The organism is Pseudohaemophilus parahaemolyticus (genome assembly GCF_938021905.1).
GTDB classification, from domain to species: Bacteria; Pseudomonadota; Gammaproteobacteria; order Enterobacterales; family Pasteurellaceae; genus Haemophilus_A; species Haemophilus_A parahaemolyticus_B.
Genome location: NZ_CALIFA010000062.1, coordinates 1 through 20,748, shown reverse-complemented (window position 1 = coordinate 20,748; position 20,748 = coordinate 1). Strand labels below are relative to the sequence as shown.

The following is a 20,748-nucleotide window of genomic DNA, read 5'->3' as shown; positions in this document are numbered from 1 at the left end:
ATTATACTGTAAGTGGTTTTTTTATCAAATATATTGCTTAGATATTCAAGTAGAAATACAATGATCCGATAATCTAAAATTCAAATAATTTTCTTTCTTATTATTAATTACTCAGATTGTTGTGACTCAGTATCTTTAATTTTTTGATAGATTTCCTGTCTATGAACTGCAATATCTTTCGGTGCATTCACACCTAGCTTTACTTGACTTCCTCGTACACTAAGTACGGTAATTTCTACGTCATCTCCTACGAGTAAACTTTCTCCTGTTTTCCGAGTTAAAATAAGCATTGCTACCTCCAAGATAAAAGACCCAATAAAATTTTAAGGTCAAGGCAAGTCTGATTCATTCTTCCCTGCCTAGGTATTAAATTATAATTTTGCTTGAATCCATTCTTGTGCAAAGTTCAGTGCTTGTAATAAATTTTGTGGTTCAGAACCGCCAGCCATTGCCATATCTGGGCGACCGCCGCCCTTACCGCCGACTCGTTTTGCCATTTCACCGACTAACTCGCCAGCTTTTACTTTTGAAGTTAAATCAGTGGTTACTCCTACAATCAAGTTCACTTTTTCATCAGCTACTGTTCCTATAACAACTATGGCACTTCCGAGTTGATTTTTCAAGTCATCAACCATCGTTCTTAGGGTTTTCGCTTCAGTATTGTCTAATTGAGTTACCACCACATTTACGCCATTGATTTGCTGAGCTTGTTTAGCAATTTCAGAGCCTGTAAGAGCGGCTTGTTTGTCTTTAAGTTGTTGTAACTCTTTTTCAGTGCGTTTTGATTTGTCTTGTAATTGTTGGATTTTTTCCACAAGTGAGGTGTTATCGGCTTTTAATAATTCTGCAGAGTGTTGTAATACTTGTTGTAATTGATGAATCCAAGCAAGTGCTATTTCACCCGTAATTGCCTCAACACGGCGAACACCTGCTGCAACTGCACCTTCAGAGGTGAGTTTAAAGAAACCAATGTCTCCTGTACTTTGGACGTGTGTACCACCACAAAGTTCAATTGAAAATTCGCTCATTTCAACCACTCGTACCACATCACCATATTTTTCACCGAAGAGAGCCATTGCACCTTTTGCTTTTGCAGAGTCAATATCCATTTCTTCAATGATGACAGGGATGTTTTCACGAATTTTACGGTTTACAATACGCTCAATTTCTTCAAGTTGAACTTTAGTGATTGCTTCTGGTTGAGAGAAATCAAAACGTAGGCCATTCTCGTTGACTAATGAACCTTTTTGAGCAACATGCTCACCTAATACTTCACGTAATGCAGAGTGCAATAAGTGCGTTGCTGAGTGGTTTAGCTCAATGCTATGACGACGAGTTGCATTCACTTTAGCAGAAACTTTATCGCCTATGCGTAATTCACCTGATTCTACTTGACCATAATGACCAAACACTTGCCCATATTTTTGGGTGTCAGCAACATTAAACTGGCAAATTTCTGATGAGATTAGACCGCTATCGCCCACTTGACCACCCATTTCTGCATAGAATGGCGTTTTGTCTAAGATAATGATCGCAGTTTCACCAGATTGAATTACATCAACCGCTTTACCTTGACTGAATAAGCCAACTACAGTTGCATCAGCTGTTACATGATCGTAACCGACAAACTCAGTTATACCGTCCACCTTGATGATATTGCTGTAATCTGCACCAAAGTTACTACTTGCTTTTGCACGCTCACGTTGAGCTGTCATTTCAGCATCAAAACCTGCTTCGTCAATTAAAATATCACGCTCACGACAAACATCAGCGGTTAAATCAAGCGGGAAGCCGTAAGTATCATAAAGTTTGAATGCTACTTTACCTGAAAGGGTTTTGTTTTCCACTTTCGCTAATGCATCTTCAAGCAGTGCTAAACCACGCTCTAGTGTGCGAGCAAATTGCTCTTCTTCTGCTTTTAATGTTTGTTGGATGAAAGCTTGTTTCTGTGCAACGATTTCACCTGCGTGCCCCATTACTTCTGCAAGTGTTGGTACTAATTTATAGAAGAATGCTTCTTTTGCACCTAATAAATTACCGTGACGCACTGCACGACGGATAATACGACGGAGAACGTAGCCACGGCCTTCATTTGAAGGTATAACACCGTCTGCAATTAAATATGAGCAAGAACGGATGTGGTCTGCAATTACACGTAATGATTTATTGTCTAAATCTTTAACACCCAGTAATTCCGCTGTTGTTTTGATTAGGGTTTGGAAAATATCTGTTTCATAGTTTGAGTTTACATGCTGCATTACCGCAGTCATACGCTCTAACCCCATCCCCGTATCTACTGATGGTTTCGGTAATTTTTCCATTGTGCCATCTGCCAAGCGGTTAAATTGCATAAACACAATGTTCCAAACTTCGATATAACGGTCGCCATCTTCTTCTGGTGTACCAGGTAAACCGCCCCAGTATTTTTCACCGTGGTCGTAGAAAATTTCTGTACAAGGACCACAAGGACCTGTATCGCCCATCGCCCAGAAGTTATCTGAAGCATAAGGTGCACCTTTATTGTCACCAATACGAATAATGTGATCAGCTGGTATGCCTACAAGAGTATGCCAAATATCGTAAGCTTCATCATCTGTTTCATAAACAGTCACATAAAGTTTTTCTTTCGGCAAAGCTAACCATTCTGGAGAAGTTAAAAATTCCCAACCGAATTGAATAGCATCACGTTTAAAATAATCGCCGAAACTAAAGTTACCCATCATCTCGAAAAATGTATGATGGCGAGCTGTATAGCCTACGTTTTCTAAATCGTTGTGTTTACCACCTGCACGCACACAGCGTTGTGCTGTCGTTGCACGAGTATAGGGGCGTTTTTCTACACCGAGAAAAACATCTTTAAATTGGTTCATCCCTGCATTGGTAAAAAGCAAAGTAGGATCGTTTTCAGGAACTAACGAACTACTTTCTACTACAGTATGTCCTTTGCTATGGAAAAAATCCAAAAAGGACTGTCTAATTTGCGATGTCGTTTTCATTCTAATTAACGCTCGTTCTGTTTAAAAACTAAAAAATTACTCAAATCGTTTATTTATAACTGCATTATTCTACACACTTTTCAATCGAATTTGTGAAAAATAATCCAATAAAAGCAATGAATTTTATTTATCTGTTACTAATTTAGCAATTTTTTAGCAAAAAATAACCGCTTGAGTTGTTCTAACTACAAGCGGTATAAAATGAACCAATGTAAAATTAAGACTTATTCATCATCAAGAGGGACAACAAGCATATCAATAGCAACGTTATTCATCACTTGGCGAGTTGACGACATAAACTTACTCCAAAAATCTTGGTGATGCCCTGTAATTAATAAATCAATGCCATATTTACTTACGGCTTCTTCTATCACTTGAGAAAAGTCGCCCGTGCCATTAAGTTTTTCTGAAACAGGATAGTTTATTTTGCTTGCAAGCTCATCTAATGCTTTCGTTGTTTCAACTGAAACATTATCTTGCACAGCTGACATATTAATGTCAATCAGACCAGTGTATAAATCAGAAAAATTTACATCTACGTGGATAACAGATAATTTCGCACCACATTTTTCTGCAAGTCCAGCACCTTTACGTAATAAAACAAGGCTTTCTTCAGAAAGATCGACTGCAACTAAGATGTGTTTGTACATAATAGACTCCTTATTGTCCCTGTATTGGTCTTTTTGTTGCTTGTATATTAGCAAATAATTGTGAAGAAAAATGAGAGATACTTCTCATTTTTGAAAAATTTTGGAATAAATTCACAAGAAAAATTAACTCTCTTGGGGTAAAAGTTATACTTTCTTCATTCAAAAATAAATGTTAAACTTTGCGTTAAATCAAACTTTTATAGAATTTATGCGGAAATGGTTATGAAAATTGTGCCAGAGGTAAAAACACAAGGAAGAACAGGCTGTACAATCCACTGTCAAAATTGCAGTATTAGCCAACTTTGCCTCCCTTTTACGTTAAGCGAACATGAATTGACTCAACTTGATAACATCATTGAGCGTAAAAAACCTGTACAAAAATCCCAAATTATTTTCCAATCTGGCGATGAACTCCGCTCAATTTATGCCCTTCGTTCTGGCACATTAAAAAGCTATACATTAAGCGAAAATGGCGAGGAACAAATCACGGCTTTTCATCTTCCAGGCGATCTTATCGGTTTTGATGCTATCATGAATATGAAGCACGTTGGTTTCGCACAGGCTTTAGAAACGGCTATGATCTGTGAAATTCCGTTTGATATTCTAGATGATCTTGCAGGTAAAATGCCTAAAATTCGCCAGCAAATCATGCGTTTGATGAGTAATGAAATCAAAAGTGATCAAGAGATGATTTTATTACTTTCCAAAATGAGTGCCGAAGAAAAACTCGCTGCATTTTTACATAATCTTTCTCAACGTTACTCTGCTCGTGGTTTTTCCGCTCGCGAATTCCGTTTAACAATGACCCGCGGTGATATCGGCAATTATCTTGGCTTAACCATTGAAACCATCAGCCGCTTACTTGGGCGTTTTCAAAAATCCGGTATGATTACCGTTCAAGGAAAATACATTACCATCAATCAGATGGATGTGTTAGCAGATATGGCTGCCGGAACAAAAAACCAGATCCCTGTAAAAGATGTTAGCGATGTTGGTTAATTAAGCATTATAATTAAACAAGATTTATCAGTTTTATTGTTCAACAACTACATAGTATCATAAGAAACTATAAGCTACCGCCTAAAAATCGTCCCTGAGGCAGTCTCAATAAAACTGCCATGTAATAACAAAATCCCCATTCCAATTAGTACGCAAGCGGTTAAAAATTTTAGACCGCTTGCAATCGGAATATTAAATTTAACAGGCAAATACCACGTTTTTAACTGCACGGCTTTATGACGTGCAAAGATCACAATCAACGCAAAGATTGTAAGTGTAATGCCTGTACCAAGTGCCATCATTAAAGTAGCCAATATGCCCCAAAGGTAAATATTGAGCGTATAAGAGAGAAACAGCACTAAAATTGCCCCAGAACATGGGCGCGATCCAATACTCAAAATCAAGAAAAGTTGGCTTTTCCAACCTGTTGATTGATTCATTTGCACTGATGAAGGCAGATGTTGATGCCCGCAACCGCAATGTTCATCATGAATGTGATGTGAAACAAGCGGTGTTTTTTCTTGGGAAATTTGCATTGGGCTGATTTTTTTAATCTGCAATTTAGGTGGGCGAATGCCTTGCCACGCTTGATAAATCCAATAAAACCCTAGCAAAATCATCAGCATAAAGCTGCCCCGCTCTACCCATTTAAGCGTTAAATTGAAATATGTGCGAGAAAGAGTAAAGGCAACAACAATAATCGACACCAACAAAATAGCCACCAAACCTTGCACAATGGAAGATGCCAAGCTAATTTTGACCGCTTGTTTGAGTTTCGACTGTTCTAAAGCCAAGTAGCTCGTGAGAATAAACTTGCCGTGTCCAGGCCCCACAGCGTGAAAAATACCGTAGAAAAAGCTGATGAAAATAAGGGTAATGCCCGCTTCTTGATGTTGTTGATTGAGCTGATTAAGCGAGCGAGAAAGTTGCAAGTTAAAATCTTTCTGCCACAGCATCACTTTATGCAGCAAGAGCGGATAAAGCCAATAAACAGCGACCGCCAACAAGGCTAACACGAGCAAAGAGGCAGCTGTTAATTTTGATTTTTGCATTTCATCTCTACCTTTTGGGCAAAGGCACGCCCAAGTGATTGATCTTCTGGTGTCTGATCTTTGTCCAAACTTGAGGCATAAAGTTTCAAGGTATCATCCACTTTCGGTTGCACCACTTTGATTTCACATTTTTTATCATCAATAGAGACATCACTTTGGTCATTATACTCCATCGCCATATAGTAGGTTGGCTCGTAACTCATCAATGTGATAGGCACAATACTCAGTTTTTGTGGCACGCTTAGATAGACGTTCATCGAAAAAATAATGCGGTTATTTTCCACTACGAAGCCGTAATCAGAAGGCGTTTCGGTAAACGGAATCAGATTGTTTTTCTGGTTGTAGAGATAGCTGAAATAGTGGTCTTGCTTTGCCGTATCAATCATCTCTTTAGTTAAATCTTGCTTGGCTTTAACAGGGTCTGCACTGGACTGCATTTCATAAATTAACGTGCTAGAAGCAATTTCATCCAACGTCCAAGACATACGGAAGCCTTTTAGCGTTTGATTTTCAATCAGTGCTTGGGTTTTCAGGTCGACAAAAGCGTGTGGATGGGCGAAAACACCAATTGAGAAGAACGAAAAGAAGAGCGTAACAAAATACTTCATATTATGTCCTTATAGAAAAAAAGCGAACCGCTTTTAAAACCTTAAAAACAGTTCGCTGGAATAAGATGAGTTAGTCGATAAGCCGAGTTCTGTCTTGGACAATCATTCCTCTAGGCATAACATCACTATTATGCTCAAGCAACCTACCCGAACTCTGGACGGGCCATCCATTGAGTTCCTATTTGGTCTTGCTACGAGTGGAGTTTACCCTGCCGTGAAGTGTTGCCACCCACGCGGTGCGCTCTTACCGCACCCTTTCACCCTTACCATTTCTAAAAATGGCGGTCTGCTCTCTGTTGCACTGGTCGTCGGCTCACGCCGCCCAGACGTTATCTGGCACCCTGCCCTGTGTAGCTCGGACTTTCCTCTCGTTTACTTGTCCCACTAGGTCGTGTGAACACGGTTAAGGGCTTCAATAAACCAGCGATTGTCTAACTAACTCGCCACGTAGTATAGCCGATTATTAGCGTTTTGCAAGGCCTAAACCGATTATCAAAATCTACTACTTAGCTGACTTTACTCTTCTTCGTTAAAACGTTTTGCTTTATACGTTGGGTTCATCAAGTTCTCAACAGAGAGAATATCATCTAATTCAGCCTCTGTGAGCAATCCTCTTTCTAATACCACTTCACGTACACCTTTACCTGTTTGAGCACAGATTTTACCCACAATATCACCATTATGATGTCCAATAAACGGATTAAGGTAAGTGACGATACCAATTGAATTGAATACATAATTTTGGCAAGTTTCACGGTTCACAGTAATGCCATCAATACATTTATCGCGTAAATTCACACACGCATTTGATAGGAGTGAGATCGTTTCAAACATCGCTTGACCAATCACAGGCTCCATCACGTTCAGTTGTAATTGCCCAGCTTCTGCAGCAAATGTAATGGTGCTGTCGTTGCCAATAACTTTAAAGCAGACTTGGTTGACCACTTCTGGTACAACGGGATTTACTTTGGCTGGCATAATGGAAGAACCTGCTTGTAACTCTGGTAAGTTGATTTCATTTAAGCCAGCACGAGGGCCTGATGAAAGCAGGCGCAAGTCATTACATACTTTAGAGAGTTTTACCGCTGTGCGTTTTAAGGCTCCGTGTACCATCACATAAGCACCGCAGTCGGAGGTGGCTTCAATTAAGTTATCAGAAAGTACGCAAGGTAAGTGGGTGACTTTTGCTAAATTTTTAACCGCAAGTTCGGAATAACCTTCTGGCGTGTTCAATCCTGTTCCGATTGCCGTTGCGCCTAAATTGACTTCAAGTAATAATTTGGCTGTGCGTTTGAGGTTTCTAACCTCTTCTTCTAGCAATACGGCAAAAGCTTTGAACTCTTGCCCTACCGTCATTGGTACCGCATCTTGCAATTGGGTACGCCCCATTTTCAAAACATCAGAAAATTCGACCGCTTTCGCTTCAAAACCTTGTTGCAAGTAGTGAACTTGGTCGATGAGTTTTAACACGCTGTTATAAACTGCTACGCGGAAACCTGTTGGATAAGCATCGTTAGTCGACTGGCTCGCATTCACGTGATCCATCGGGTTCACTATATCATAGCGACCTTTTGGCTGACCTAACATTTCCAACGCTAAATTCGCAACCACTTCATTGGTATTCATATTCACAGAAGTACCTGCCCCACCCTGATAAATATCAGACGGAAATTGATCCATACAGCGTCCGTTTTCTAAAATTTCATCACATGCTTGCACAATCGCATTCGCGATTTTTTTTGGAATCACACCCAATTCTGCGTTGGTTAATGCGGTCGCTTTTTTGACCATTACCATACCACGCACAAACTCAGGCACATCGGAAATTGTGTTATTTGAAATGTTAAAATTCTCAATCGCACGGAGTGTGTGAATCCCCCAATACGCTTCATTTGGTACTTCTCTTTCACCTAATAAATCTACTTCAATACGTACGTCTTTCATATAAAGTCCCTCTGGGTGTGTTAACTTGTTTGTGATCTTAACAAGCAATGCAGTGTAAAAATGTGATCTAAGTCATATTTTAAGAAACCTGTACTGGATATAAATTAAGGTTTATGATTAGTATTTCTAATGAAAAATGCACCTCGTATTAACAAAGGTGCATTTAAATTAAAAGCCTACTCAGACATTTTCTGATACGACAACATCAAAAGTGTGCGCCATTTGTCGTTGTTTTGTTCATCTTTGCCCATATTGGCAATATTCGGGAATCTGCCCCATTGTTCAAACCCGTGCTTAAACATCAAGTTTTGGCTCACTTGATTCATTTCAAACACATACGCCATCAATGTATTAATCTGATGATTTAACATTTCAGATTGCATAAATTCGATAATTTTTGAGCCGTAACCTTTGCCTTTTGCTCTTGTGTCTAAGTAAATGCTAATCTCAGATGTATGTACAAAAGCAGGGCGTTCATAAAAGGGGGAAAAGCTAAACCAACCTGCAATCCCTGTTTCATCTTCCACCGTCCAGATCGGATATTTATCGCTTGAAAGATGGAAATCAAACCACGCACGGCGATTTTCCACAGTGGCCAATTCAAGATCTGCGGTAATTTGATGGGTTGGAATCGCTTGGTTGTAAATATCTAAAATGCTTTGGAAATCAGTTTCTATTGATTTTCGAATCTGCATTTTCTGTCCTTTTGCAAAATAATGGAATTTTTTAACCGCTTATTGTATTAGCGTTGCCCTAACATATTTGGTAATACAACCATCACTTGAAAGCCACCTTCTGGGCGATTGTGGAAATTCAATTCACCGTGTAGTTCAGAAGCGCGCTCTTTCATAATGGTTAAACCATAATGCCCTTCGGGTTCTAAAATGGTTTCAACACCTTTGCCGTTATCTTGTATGATCAGGTAATGTTCACCCTCAGCATTGGTGTCTGCAATCACATCAATTTCAGTTGCATCAGTGTGTTTAATTGCATTGATGACTGCCTCACGAGTAATTTGCAATACGTGCACTTGCTCTTGAGCGTTAAACATCAAAGAAGGCAATTTGCAGTTTAGGCGAATTTGGGCGGAAGTACGGGCACGCAAGGTATCCAACATTCGCTCTAATGCACTGGTCAAATTAGACTCTTCAATGGTTAAGCGGAACGTTGAAAGTAGCTCTCGCAATTGGCTATACGCATCATTCAGTGCTTTTTCTAAATCATTTAGAATGCTCGCTTGTTTTTGCCAATCTTGAGCTGTTTCGCCATTACGCTTAAGCAAGCTCAACTGAATTTTAAAGAAGGTAAGCGACTGTGCCAAAGAGTCGTGCAATTCTCTGGCAATAATCGACCGCTCTTCCATCAGAATAAGTTGCTGTTGCTGCTTATGGTTTTTTACAACATAAACACTTCGCCCTATCATTTCTGATACACTCTGAATTAGGCGCTCATCAGGACAAAGTAAAGAAGGCTTCCAACGTAACATCGCAATTTTTTCATTTTCAATCGCGATTTCGTGTTGTTGCCAATGGTTAGAAAGCGAGCCTCGGTCAATCTTAACATTCCAATAATCCGCCCCATAAACTTCAATTGCAATGCCTTTGAGCTGTTCATTATCTAGCACCGTTTCCAACACTTGATGTAGAAGCTCTTTGCTAATAGGCTTAGAAGTCAACATTTGCGAGCAGTGATAAAGCACCATAATGGAGCGGTTTACGGCGGTTAAACGGCGCGTTTTTTCTGCCACTTTTTCTTCAAGTGAGCTATATAATTTTTCCAATTCACTTGCCATTTGGGTAAAAGCTTTCGACAAAACACCAAGTTCATTGGGCTCGTTGATCGCTAATTCGACGTGGTTAAAATCTTCTTGTTGAATTTGTTGGCTAGCTAAAACGAGCTGATCAAGATGGCAGATAATGCGTCGACGAGTGTACCATACCCCATAGTAGGCAAACGAGATAATTAGCAACATTGAGATTACAATTACACCTATCGCAATTATTAACTTAAGTTCAGCAAACGCTTGTAAATGTTTGACAAAAGTATCTATTTCATCAACATAATACTCTACATTGCTTAAGTATTGTGCTTTATCTTGATTTTCAACATACTCAACCATTTGAGTCCAATGCGTAATCAGACTCTTATACCCTTGAATCACTTGCTGTGGTACATAATCTGAATGTAACTCATCGTGTAACGCATTTAAACTGGCTTGATACTCAGCTAAACGGACTTGACGAATTTCAGGATAATACTCCATTTCAGGCAAAAATCGGTAAGTTTGGTAACGCAAAGAACCTGCAACATTAATCAGCCTTGCGTCAGCATGATTACTCCACATAATACCCAAAGAAATTCCGCTCATCAGCGTAGCAAATGCAATAATAATGGAGAAATAAAGCCCAATACGACGGGCAATGGAATTTTTAGGATTAACGACGAATGTGTTCATTGTATATTATCGTTATAATTTAAAGCTGAAATAATTGCATTAGTTCTTTGGCTATACTATCTTCACTATTCAAACCGATGGTTTTATCTGCTTTGCGTTGTACCTCCTCTTCTGATCCCCCCATAGCAATACCTAGCCCAACCTGTTGTAACATTGAAATATCGTTAAAATTATCGCCGAAAGCAACCACCCGAGCAGGATCGATACTGTCACGTTCAAGCAATTTCACTAACATTTTTCCTTTACTGTTACCGACTGCAGTAATATCCGCTCTATCAACCCAAGACCATTCAGGACTCACTTGATCAAGCGGTAAAGTTTCAACAAACTTTTGCATTTTTGCTAAATCAGGATCACTAATTAGCACTTTCCAAACAGTTTCCCCATTATCAATTTCTTTTTGAAATTTTTCCACTTGATGTACATCAGGTCGCACATTTTCTGGGCAAGAATCCACCCATTTTTGTAATTTAACAAAATGCGGGTTAAGTTCCTCGTAGGTCATTGCATCGCGGAAATAGACAGAAACGTGGATGCCCTCTGCTTGTGCATTATTGATAAGCATCAAAGCTAATTCAGCCGTAAGCGGATTGCCTTCTAAGACTTTATCTTGTTGAAAATCGTAGAGGTAAGTACCGTTACAACACACTACAGGCGTATCTAAATTCATTTCTACATAATATGGGCGAACAGCTGTGTGGTGCCGCCCCGTAACAAAATAGACTTTTATGCCTTTTTCTCTTACCTTTTGGATAGCTTGTTTACTTGATTCCAGAATAGTAGCGTTCGGGGAAAGTAGCGTGCCGTCTAAATCAAAGGCAATGGCTTGATACTGCATAAAAATTCCTGTGTAAAAAATGAATAAAAGAAAGGGTAACCAATCGGCTACCCTTATATTCTACTCAGAACTATAAATCCTGTAAATTATTTACCAGAGTTATATGCTGGAGTTTGGTAAAGCGGTGCTGGACCATTAGGACCTGCAACATTGCCACCTTCGCTTTGTTTTAATACACCACCGTTAGCAAAAATTTCTACACGACGGTTTGGACGTAAACAATCTTTTTCAGCTTGACCGCTCATACCATCACACGCTTTAACTTGGTTTGCTTTACCGTAACCTACCGCTTCGATTTGTGCTGTTACACCTTGTTCGATTAAACGTGCTTTAACCATTTTCGCACGACGATCTGATAAGTTAAGGTTGTATTCAACTGAACCTAAACGGTCTGTGTAACCTGCAACCTTAACTTGTTGTGCACCTGATGATTTTAATTGTGCTGCAACGTTATCAACAACTTCTTTACCTTTAGTCGTTAATACGTCTTTGTCAAAATCAAATAAGAAGTCACCACTTAGGTTGAATGATGAATTGCCATTACAACCATTTGGATACCAGAAGAAGCTTTGAGCGTTCATATTTTTGTCAAAACCAATTTTGAATTGACAAATTTTGTGTACGCCATTTTCACGGTAGTTAAATGCGTAGTCCCATTCACGCACGCCGTATAAACCTTCTTCAAAGTGTGGACGACCAATTAAGTAGTAAAGTTGGTCCTTGTTCATACCGCGTTCAATTTGACGAACATTTTCCCAGTTTGGCCAAGAACCGAATTGAGAGCCATCGTGATTAAACTCAGATTCAGAAATTTTAGGGAATACTGGATTCTCAATAAAACCTTCATCTGAAACTTTGCTTAAGTTACCACAAGCTGCTACTGCTAATGCTGCTGCAGATAGTGCAAAACTACGAAAAATTGTTGTTTTTTTCATTATTTGAATTTCCTTTATAAATAAAAGACTATTTATTGAACCATCTCAACACTTCATAAAAAACAAAGTATTCAAGAAATCACCAAAATTCTACAATACTATGCGAGGAATTTCTATATTTATTCAATATAATTATTAAACAATTACATTTTCTACACGTAACTGTAAATTCTTAGTGCCTTTATACTCATTTATGTCAAGTTTGTAAATTATTTTCGCTTGTTTAATCGAAAGATCAGGGAATAATCGGGTATCAATATTAAACCAAATGGCATCTAATAACATACCTTGTTGGTTTTCTAGCATCATTTTTAGATGGCTTCCTCCTAACAATCTCTGTTGCAGGATTTTAAAATCGCCTTCAAACGTTGGTTCTGGGAAATGTTGTCCCCAAGGTCCTGCCTGTTGTAATAGATTGGCAATTTTAAGTGAAAATTCTCCCGCTTGTAATTCACCATCAGTGTAAATGATGCCTTGCAATAGCTCTGGTTCAATCATTTCGTTAATCACTTCGTCAAAAATTTTCTGGAATTTAAGGAAATGATCTTGGTGAATAGTCAAACCTGCTGCCATTGCATGCCCACCGAATTTCACAATTAAATCAGGATAAAGCGTATCAATTCGCTCTAACACATCTCGCATATGTAACCCTGCAATAGAACGTGCAGAGCCTTTGATAAATTCGCTTTCTTCACTCTCTTGGGCAAAAGCAATCACAGGACGATGAAACTGATCCTTAATACGAGAAGCCAAAATACCAATCACACCTTGATGCCAGTCAGGATGATAAAGTGTTATACCGTGGGCTTGATTTTTCTGCGAGAGTTTTGGCAATTTCGCACAAATCGACAGAGCCTCTGTTTTCATCTCTTGTTCAAATTCTTTGCGAGTTTGGTTGAGACTATCTAGCTCAAATGCTAATTGGCGAGCCACATCCATATTATCCGCAACGAGCAATTCTACACCTAGTGACATATTTTCTAATCGCCCTGCTGCATTTAATCGCGGTGCAATCGCAAAGCCTAAATCAGCTGCCTGTAAATGACTTAAATCGCGTTTACTCACCTCAGCCAAGGCTTTAATCCCTGCTCGACAAGCCCCAGAGCGAATACGGCTTAATCCTTGGTAAACTAAAATGCGATTATTGTGATCAAGAGGCACCACATCAGCAACCGTACCCAGTGCCACTAAATCGAGCAATTCAGCTAAATTGGGTTCGGTACCCGTAAATAGATTTTCTTCCCGCATCTTGCTACGTAGTGCCAGCATTACATAGAATGCGACGCCTACGCCTGCTAAAGATTTTGATGGAAATTCACAATAGGGCAGGTTAGGGTTAACCATCGCATCAGCATTTGGGAAGCTATCCGCAGGTAAATGGTGATCGGTAACGATAACTTGGATACCTTGTGATTTCAGATACTCAATTCCTTCAAAAGAAGAGATACCATTATCGACAGTAATGACTAAATCAGCCCCTTTAGCTACCACCATTTCCGCTACGCTTAAACTTAATCCGTAGCCTTGTGAGAAACGATCGGGGATCAAATATTCTACTTGGGTAAAACCTAGCTGACGTAATGCCAATAAAGTCAATGCTGTACTGGTTGCACCATCCGCATCAAAATCGCCTACAATCACAATCTGAGATTGCTTTTTGTAGGCTTGCATTAAAATTTCGACTGCTTGTTCAATGCCCGCCAACTGTTTTGGGCGATGTAAAAACTTCAATGTTCGCTCTAATTCTTGAGGAGATTGAATGCCTCGGCTTTGATACAAACGGTTTAACAGCGGATGATCAGAGAGTTTTTCCTGCGTTAAAAGCGGTCGTTTTTTTATAATTTTTTGCACAATTTATTTTTCTTCCGCCAACATTTTTGCAAGCTGTTTTGGCTCCACGTAACCACCAATTACACTACCTGTTTCAGTAACCATATAAGGAGTGCCAGTAACACCAAATTGAATCCCTAAATCGTAATGTTTTTTCACAATATTCGGTGCTTTTAATGTTTTTGGTAATTCGCCATTTTCTGCGTCATTTAATGCTTTCACTTTATCCGTTGCCGTCCAGATTGCTTCCATTTGTCTTGCAGTTTGTGTATTCATTCCACCGCGCGGGAAAGCTAAAAAGCGAAGGGTAATACCTTCATCGTTATACTCTTTAATTCGTTGATGCACTAAATGGCAGTAATGGCAGGTAATATCCATAAAAATATTTACCACATACTTCTCATTTTTAGCGGGGTAAGTGATCATTTCATTTTGTAACGCATTTAGCTCTGCCATTTTGGATTGATGCGTAATATCTGTCACTTTGCCATTTTTGATTTCTAATACTTGGATCTGACCATTTAAGACATACCGCCCATCATCGCTGATATAAACCACACCTTCATTTGAACTTGCCGTTTTAAAATTAGGGATTGCCGAATCACTAATGCGAACATTCGTTGCTCCCATTTTTTCAAGAGTTGCTTTTAAATTGGCATCATCTGCCATTACATTTGCAGAGATCAATCCTGCTGAGAATAGGGTAAAACCTAATTTGACAATCTGATTTTTTTTCATAATTTCCTACTTCATATTTTAAAGTTTAAGTTTCGCTTGAACATTTTTCACACGTTCTAAGAAGTTTTTACGATCTTTACTTGCCATATCCGAGCCAGAGCCTGGTAATTTCACGGTCATTGGATTCACAGGTCTGCCATTAATATGAAATTCATAGTGCAAATGCGGACCAGTTGAACCGCCTGTATTACCAGAAAGAGCAATTCGCTCCCCTTTCCGCACAGTTTGTCCTGGTTTGACTAATGGCTTACTTAAATGCATATACACGGTGGTAATATGCCCGTGACGAATTTTGATATAGCGACCTGCACCGTGAGCTTGGAAAGCAACGTGTTCTACCACGCCATCACTTGGTGCAATTACTGGCGTACCCGATGGAATGCCAAAATCGACTCCATTATGCGGACGCACACGTTTAGTAATCGGATGCAATCTGCGAGGATTAAACGGCGAAGAAACTCGTGCAGTAAACAACAATGGTTGGCGAGCAAAGCCTTTCGTGAGCGTTTCACCGTGATTGCTGTAATAACGTCCATTTGATGCTTGAATGGCATAATAACGTTTTTCATCGCTTTCAATTAAAATCCCTTCTACGTTACCAATGTCCGTTACCGTTCCATTGATATATTCACGTTTCACCAAAATCGCAAAACGATCCCCGTTTTTCAATTTGTTAGTCGCAATTTGCGATTGTAATCCGACTGCTAATTGATTGATTTGGCGATCCGACAAGCCCACATTATGCAAACTCGTGCTAAAGCTACCTTGAATCACACCTTTGACTACATCTTGTCGCCACGTACCTTGTTTTTCGATACGTTGATAGCTAAATTTGCCGTTATCCTGCCGCTCATAAATGCGTTCTTCTTTTTCAGACACTAACCAGTTCATATATTCCAACTCGCCGTAGTTGTCTAAAATCCAATAGAACTGCTGCCCTGCTTCTAGTTTGCCTAATGCAGGATATTGACGAATTAATGCATTCGCTTCTGCATTACCAATCCCCGATTGCTCCAACACATCACGCAATTTATCACCTTGAATGACAACATAACTAAATTGGTCTTGAATACGTAATGCTTCATCAGCAACATTTACCACATCAGCAATGATTTGCTCTGCTTCTTCAGGCAATTTTTCTTGAATAACACCTACTTTTTTGCTCTCTTGCCCCTCTTCATCATCTTCAGAATTAAGCTCATCATCGTAAGAGGTTGCATTTGTATCTTCGGTTAAATCTTCTTTTTCTTCATTATTTTTATTGGTTATATCCTGACCTTGTTGCTCTTGTTCGGCATTTTCGACATCATCAGCAAGATCATTATCAAAGTCATCTAAAATCACCACATTGTCTGTTTGAGCGGTGTTAGGTGATGTTTGTTCTTTAACTAAAAGGGCAATGCCAATTCCCATACAGAGAACCGCCATCAAAAATAGAAAAATCTTTATTTTCTTTTTTTTCCGTCTTCTATCCCTTGCAAAAATAATACGTGGCAAAATCTATCCTGTGCGTTTTTATGTAAATTTACTAAAAATTTTTGACAAGATTGTAAAAGAAAAATTCCATCTTGTCATTTAGATAAAAATCCGTTAAGTTGAGAGACCAAATAAATCCCTAAATTTTTTATGAGAAAGTATGAGAATACATCAAATCACGCCTCTACCCCGTTCAGAAAAATCACTCCGTCAAACTAAAGGAGAAATATTAGTTTCACTTAAGCAGATTGAAGTGGAATTTAACGGTAATAAGGCGTTAAAAAATATCAATTTAACCATCTGTGCCAACGAAATTATGACCATTGTTGGACCAAATGGCGGGGGAAAATCGACCTTATTAAAAGTTTTACTTAAATTACTGACACCAACCAAAGGCAAGGTGGAACATAAAAAAGGGCTAAAAATCGGCTACGTGCCTCAAAAATTGCATCTTGATCACTCAATGCCGATTACTGTCAAAAAATTTCTTTCACTTAAGCCCAATTGCAAACCTTCTGCGATTGATGAAGCATTAAAGCTCTTTTCAATTGAACATTTAGCAGAAAATAGTATGCAGAAGTTATCAGGCGGGGAGCTGCAACGTGTGCTACTCGCTCGGGCAATTTTAGACAGGCCTCAACTTTTAGTGCTTGATGAGCCGATGCAAGGGGTTGATATTTCTGGGCAGACAGAACTTTACCAGCTATTAAATAATACTCGCTGTTGGCTGAACTGTGCGATTTTAATGGTTTCTCATGACTTGAATATTGTGATGGCAAATACAGACGAAGTGATTTGCGTGAACCGTCATATTTGCTGTGCAGGAACGCCTGAAGTGATTACCAACGATCCGCATTTCATTCACTTTTTTGGCGATCAGTTTGCTCAGAATGTGGCATTTTATTCGCACCATCATAACCATCATCATAATTTACACGGTGATATATGTAGTGGAGTTTGCCAGTGTAATTAAATAAATTTCTTCGTCAATAACTTCTGCCAAATCTACCCTCTTTAGCAAAGTAGGGAGATTTGGCAGAAGCAAATACGAAGTGCATACCCATTACTTCATTCAGTATGAGCATCTCAATGCGGTCAATTTTCTTCTTCGATTTGCTAAAAGTTTGTTAAAAATATGACATTGCTCACAGTTCTCACTCCAAAATTAGAGTATAATTGAAAAGTCCTATACAACCCATAAAGGTTAGACTGCTATGCAATATCAATACAAAAACTTTGATGATTGGCTCGCCTCCAGTCCTTTCGGTGGCTCGAACCAAGCTTACGTAGAAGAAATTTACGAACAATATCTAGATGACCCTCACTCCATTGATGCGTCTTGGAAAGCCATTTTTGATTCCTTCCCTTCAACCACGGTGGTTGAGCAACCTCATTCTCAAGTGCGTGATTATTTCCGCAAACTTGCCCGTGAAAATATCCCAGAAGCAGTAACCGTTGTGGATCCAGAAGCAAGCACAAAACAAGTGCGCCTATTGCAATGGATTAACGCATACCGTTTCCGAGGTTACACACAAGCTAACCTTGACCCGCTCAACTATTACCGCTGGAAAACCTCAAGTGTGCCTGAATTGGATTACCATCACCACGGCTTTAGCGAGGCAGATTTAAACGAAACAATGACGGTCGGTAAATATGTTTTTGGTAAAGATACGATGAGATTTGCTGATCTTGCGACAGCATTAAAAGAAACCTACCTCGGCACCATTGGGCTTGAGTTTATGCACGTGCAAGATATGACGCAACGTAACTGGCTCCAAGCGAAGATGGAAAGTGTGCTCAATAAACCACTTTTCTCAAAAGAAGAGAAAGTGAATTTACTTTCAGAATTAACCGCGGCCGATGGTTTGGAACGTTATATTGGTGCGAAATTCCCTGGTGCAAAACGTTTCTCCCTTGAAGGTTCTGATGCCTTTATTCCAATGATGAAAGAGATCATCCGCCACGCTAGCCGTCAAGGCGTGGATGATGTGGTAATGGGAATGGCGCACCGTGGACGCTTGAATATGCTTGTGAACGTGCTCGGTAAAAAACCTGCTGAACTCTTCGATGAATTTGCGGGCAAACACACCGATGACAACCGCACAGGCGATGTAAAATATCACCAAGGTTTCTCTTCCGATTTTGCCGTGGATGATAAAAACGTTCACTTAACGCTTGCATTCAACCCTTCTCACTTAGAAATTGTAAACCCTGTGGTTGTGGGTGCTGTGCGTGCTCGCCAAGAACGTGCCGGCGATAAACCAGGTGATCGTGTGTTAGCCGTAACGGTACACGGCGACTCTGCGGTAACAGGTCAAGGCGTAATGCAAGAAACCTTAAATATGGCAAACGCTCGTGGTTATACCGTAGGTGGCACAATCCGCATCGTGATCAATAACCAAATCGGCTTTACCACGTCGAACCCGAACGATACTCGCTCAACAGAGTTCTGTACTGATATTGCTAAAATGATCCAAGCACCAATCATCCACGTAAACGGCGATGATCCAGAAGCGGTCGCTTTTGCAGCACGAATGGCAGTGGAATATCGTACCCTCTTCAAACGTGATATTTTCATTGATTTAATCTCTTACCGTCGCCACGGTCATAACGAAGCGGATGAACCATTAGCAACGCAACCGATGATGTATAGCATCATCAAAAAACACCCAACACCGCGTAAAGTGTATGAAGATCGCTTAGTCTCTGAAGGCGTTATCAATCAAGATGAAGCTATTGCGATGATGAACAATTACCGCGATGCGTTAGACCAAGGCGAATGCGTTGTGCCAGAATGGCGTGAAATGGATATGGCAGCTGTCGATTGGTTACAATATCTCAACTACGACTGGACAGCTCCTTACGAAAACCAATTCCCGCAAGATCGTTTCCTAACCCTTGCAAAACGTGTGGCAGAATACCCTGAAAATGTTAAAGCCCATTCTCGCGTTGAAAAAATTTACAACGATCGTAAAGAGATGGCAGCAGGCAACAAACCGTTCGATTGGGGAATGGCGGAAACTATGGCATATGCGACTTTATTAGATGAAGGCACACACGTGCGTATCTCTGGTGAAGATGCAGGTCGTGGTACATTCTTTCACCGCCACGCTGTCGTTCACAACCAAAACGACGGTACAGGCTTTGTGCCTCTTACCCACTTACATGCGAACCAAGGGCGTTTCCAAGTGTGGGACTCTGTACTTTCTGAGGAAGCCGTACTTGCCTTTGAATATGGTTTTGCAACCACAGACCCGAAAACCTTAACCATTTGGGAAGCCCAATTTGGTGACTTTGCCAATGGTGCACAAATTGTGATTGACCAATTTATCAGCTCTGGAGAACAAAAATGGGGCAGAATGTGTGGCTTAGTGATGCTACTTCCACACGGCTATGAAGGACAAGGCCCAGAGCACTCTTCAGCTCGCGTTGAGCGCTACTTACAACTTTGTGCTGAACAGAACATCCAAGTGTGTATTCCAAGTACACCAGCACAGGTTTACCATATGCTTCGCCGTCAAGCGATTCGTAAAATGCGTCGCCCATTGGTTGCGATTACGCCAAAATCATTGCTTCGTCATCCGCTTGCGATTTCTTCATTAAAAGAACTCACAGAAGGTACATTCCAAAATGCGATTGGTGAAATTGATGCAATCAAACCAAGCCAAGTGAAACGTGTGGTAATGTGTTCAGGCAAAGTATTCTACGATTTAATTGAAGAGCGTCGCAAAAAAGCACAAACTGATGTGGCAATTATTCGTATCGAACAGCTTTACCCATTCCCTTACGAAGAAGTGGCAAAAATCCTTGAGCCTTATACGCACGTAACTGATTTCGTATGGTGCCAAGAAGAGCCTCAAAACCAGGGCGCTTGGTATTGCAGCAAACATAATTTTGAATATGTTATTCCAGAAGGTGCAAAACTTTCTTACGCAGGCAGACCAGCATCTGCCGCACCAGCGGTAGGATACGCCTCATTACATAACAAACAACAACGTGAATTGATTGAACAAGCCTTAACACTTTAATTTAGGCTTGAGATAAAAAAGGAACCTGATATGACAACTGAAATTCTCACTCCCGTTCTCCCCGAATCAGTTGCAGATGCAACTGTCGCAACTTGGCATAAACAAGCAGGTGACCGAGTAACCCGTGATGAAGTCTTAGTCGAAATCGAAACCGACAAAGTCGTTCTTGAAGTGCCTGCCCCTGTAGACGGCGTGCTTG

The 20,748-nt window shown here is 40.0% G+C and carries 17 protein-coding genes and 1 other RNA gene; 4 read left to right on the top strand and 14 right to left on the bottom strand.

Features of this window, described 5'->3' with window-relative positions:
* Positions 1-107 precede the first annotated feature (107 nt).
* From csrA to QMF79_RS05900, 3 genes are all read right to left on the bottom strand, one after another.
* Positions 108-290 carry a carbon storage regulator CsrA gene (gene csrA, locus QMF79_RS05910; RefSeq protein ID WP_005706740.1) on the bottom strand — a complete coding sequence of 61 codons (183 nt, stop codon included), beginning with the start codon at positions 288-290 and terminating at the stop codon, positions 108-110.
* An 81-nt stretch (positions 291-371) separates the two neighbouring features.
* Positions 372-2,996: an alanine--tRNA ligase gene (gene alaS, locus QMF79_RS05905; protein ID WP_281773095.1), complete on the bottom strand. Its 2,625-nt coding sequence runs from the start codon at positions 2,994-2,996 to the stop codon at positions 372-374.
* Between the two features lie 224 nt (positions 2,997-3,220).
* Complete coding sequence (locus tag QMF79_RS05900) at positions 3,221-3,646, bottom strand: universal stress protein (protein WP_111312968.1); 426 nt, start codon at positions 3,644-3,646, stop codon at positions 3,221-3,223.
* A gap of 222 nt (positions 3,647-3,868) precedes the next feature.
* On the opposite strand from QMF79_RS05900, the gene QMF79_RS05895 reads away from it, so the two are divergent.
* Entirely contained in the window at positions 3,869-4,645 is a 777-nt protein-coding gene (locus tag QMF79_RS05895; RefSeq protein ID WP_281773094.1) for an FNR family transcription factor, read from the top strand.
* Positions 4,646-4,719: 74 nt separating this feature from the next.
* On the opposite strand, the gene QMF79_RS05890 is transcribed toward QMF79_RS05895, so the two are convergent.
* From QMF79_RS05890 to mepM, 11 genes are all read right to left on the bottom strand, one after another.
* Entirely contained in the window at positions 4,720-5,697 is a 978-nt protein-coding gene (locus QMF79_RS05890; RefSeq protein ID WP_281773093.1) for a nickel/cobalt transporter, read from the bottom strand.
* Positions 5,679-6,305 (bottom strand): DUF1007 family protein, encoded by a 627-nt coding sequence (locus tag QMF79_RS05885; protein WP_281773092.1) that lies wholly within the window; start codon positions 6,303-6,305, stop codon positions 5,679-5,681. The genes QMF79_RS05890 and QMF79_RS05885 overlap by 19 nt, the downstream gene beginning before the upstream one ends.
* Before the next feature lie 62 nt (positions 6,306-6,367).
* An RNA gene (gene rnpB / locus QMF79_RS05880) (RNase P RNA component class A) lies at positions 6,368-6,748 on the bottom strand.
* Between the two features lie 73 nt (positions 6,749-6,821).
* A complete protein-coding gene (gene aspA / locus QMF79_RS05875) occupies positions 6,822-8,249 on the bottom strand; it encodes an aspartate ammonia-lyase (protein ID WP_281773091.1) in 1,428 nt (475 codons plus the stop codon).
* Between the two features lie 176 nt (positions 8,250-8,425).
* Positions 8,426-8,944: a GNAT family N-acetyltransferase gene (locus QMF79_RS05870; RefSeq protein ID WP_040216347.1), complete on the bottom strand. Its 519-nt coding sequence runs from the start codon at positions 8,942-8,944 to the stop codon at positions 8,426-8,428.
* A gap of 47 nt (positions 8,945-8,991) precedes the next feature.
* Positions 8,992-10,704 (bottom strand): nitrate/nitrite two-component system sensor histidine kinase NarQ, encoded by a 1,713-nt coding sequence (narQ, locus tag QMF79_RS05865; RefSeq protein WP_281773090.1) that lies wholly within the window; start codon positions 10,702-10,704, stop codon positions 8,992-8,994.
* Positions 10,705-10,723: 19 nt separating this feature from the next.
* Positions 10,724-11,542, bottom strand: a complete 819-nt coding sequence (locus tag QMF79_RS05860) for a pyridoxal phosphatase (protein WP_111427290.1) — start codon at positions 11,540-11,542, stop codon at positions 10,724-10,726.
* Between the two features lie 86 nt (positions 11,543-11,628).
* Positions 11,629-12,477, bottom strand: coding sequence for an OmpA family protein (locus QMF79_RS05855; protein WP_111312962.1), 849 nt, complete (start codon positions 12,475-12,477; stop codon positions 11,629-11,631).
* Between the two features lie 135 nt (positions 12,478-12,612).
* Positions 12,613-14,328, bottom strand: a complete 1,716-nt coding sequence (gene recJ / locus QMF79_RS05850; RefSeq protein ID WP_207799804.1) for a single-stranded-DNA-specific exonuclease RecJ — start codon at positions 14,326-14,328, stop codon at positions 12,613-12,615.
* Positions 14,329-14,331: 3 nt separating this feature from the next.
* Positions 14,332-15,045, bottom strand: coding sequence for a bifunctional protein-disulfide isomerase/oxidoreductase DsbC (gene dsbC / locus QMF79_RS05845; RefSeq protein WP_281773089.1), 714 nt, complete (start codon positions 15,043-15,045; stop codon positions 14,332-14,334).
* Positions 15,046-15,063: 18 nt separating this feature from the next.
* Positions 15,064-16,473, bottom strand: a complete 1,410-nt coding sequence (gene mepM / locus QMF79_RS05840) for a murein DD-endopeptidase MepM (RefSeq protein ID WP_281773105.1) — start codon at positions 16,471-16,473, stop codon at positions 15,064-15,066.
* A gap of 208 nt (positions 16,474-16,681) precedes the next feature.
* Between mepM and znuC the strand changes: the two genes are divergently transcribed.
* The 3 genes from znuC to QMF79_RS05825 form a co-directional block, all read left to right on the top strand.
* Positions 16,682-17,494 (top strand): zinc ABC transporter ATP-binding protein ZnuC, encoded by an 813-nt coding sequence (gene znuC, locus QMF79_RS05835; protein WP_281773088.1) that lies wholly within the window; start codon positions 16,682-16,684, stop codon positions 17,492-17,494.
* A gap of 241 nt (positions 17,495-17,735) precedes the next feature.
* Complete coding sequence (gene sucA, locus QMF79_RS05830) at positions 17,736-20,549, top strand: 2-oxoglutarate dehydrogenase E1 component (protein WP_281773087.1); 2,814 nt, start codon at positions 17,736-17,738, stop codon at positions 20,547-20,549.
* A gap of 30 nt (positions 20,550-20,579) precedes the next feature.
* The coding region (locus QMF79_RS05825) for a biotin/lipoyl-containing protein (RefSeq protein WP_345739941.1) at positions 20,580-20,748 on the top strand (169 nt) is incomplete at its 3' end.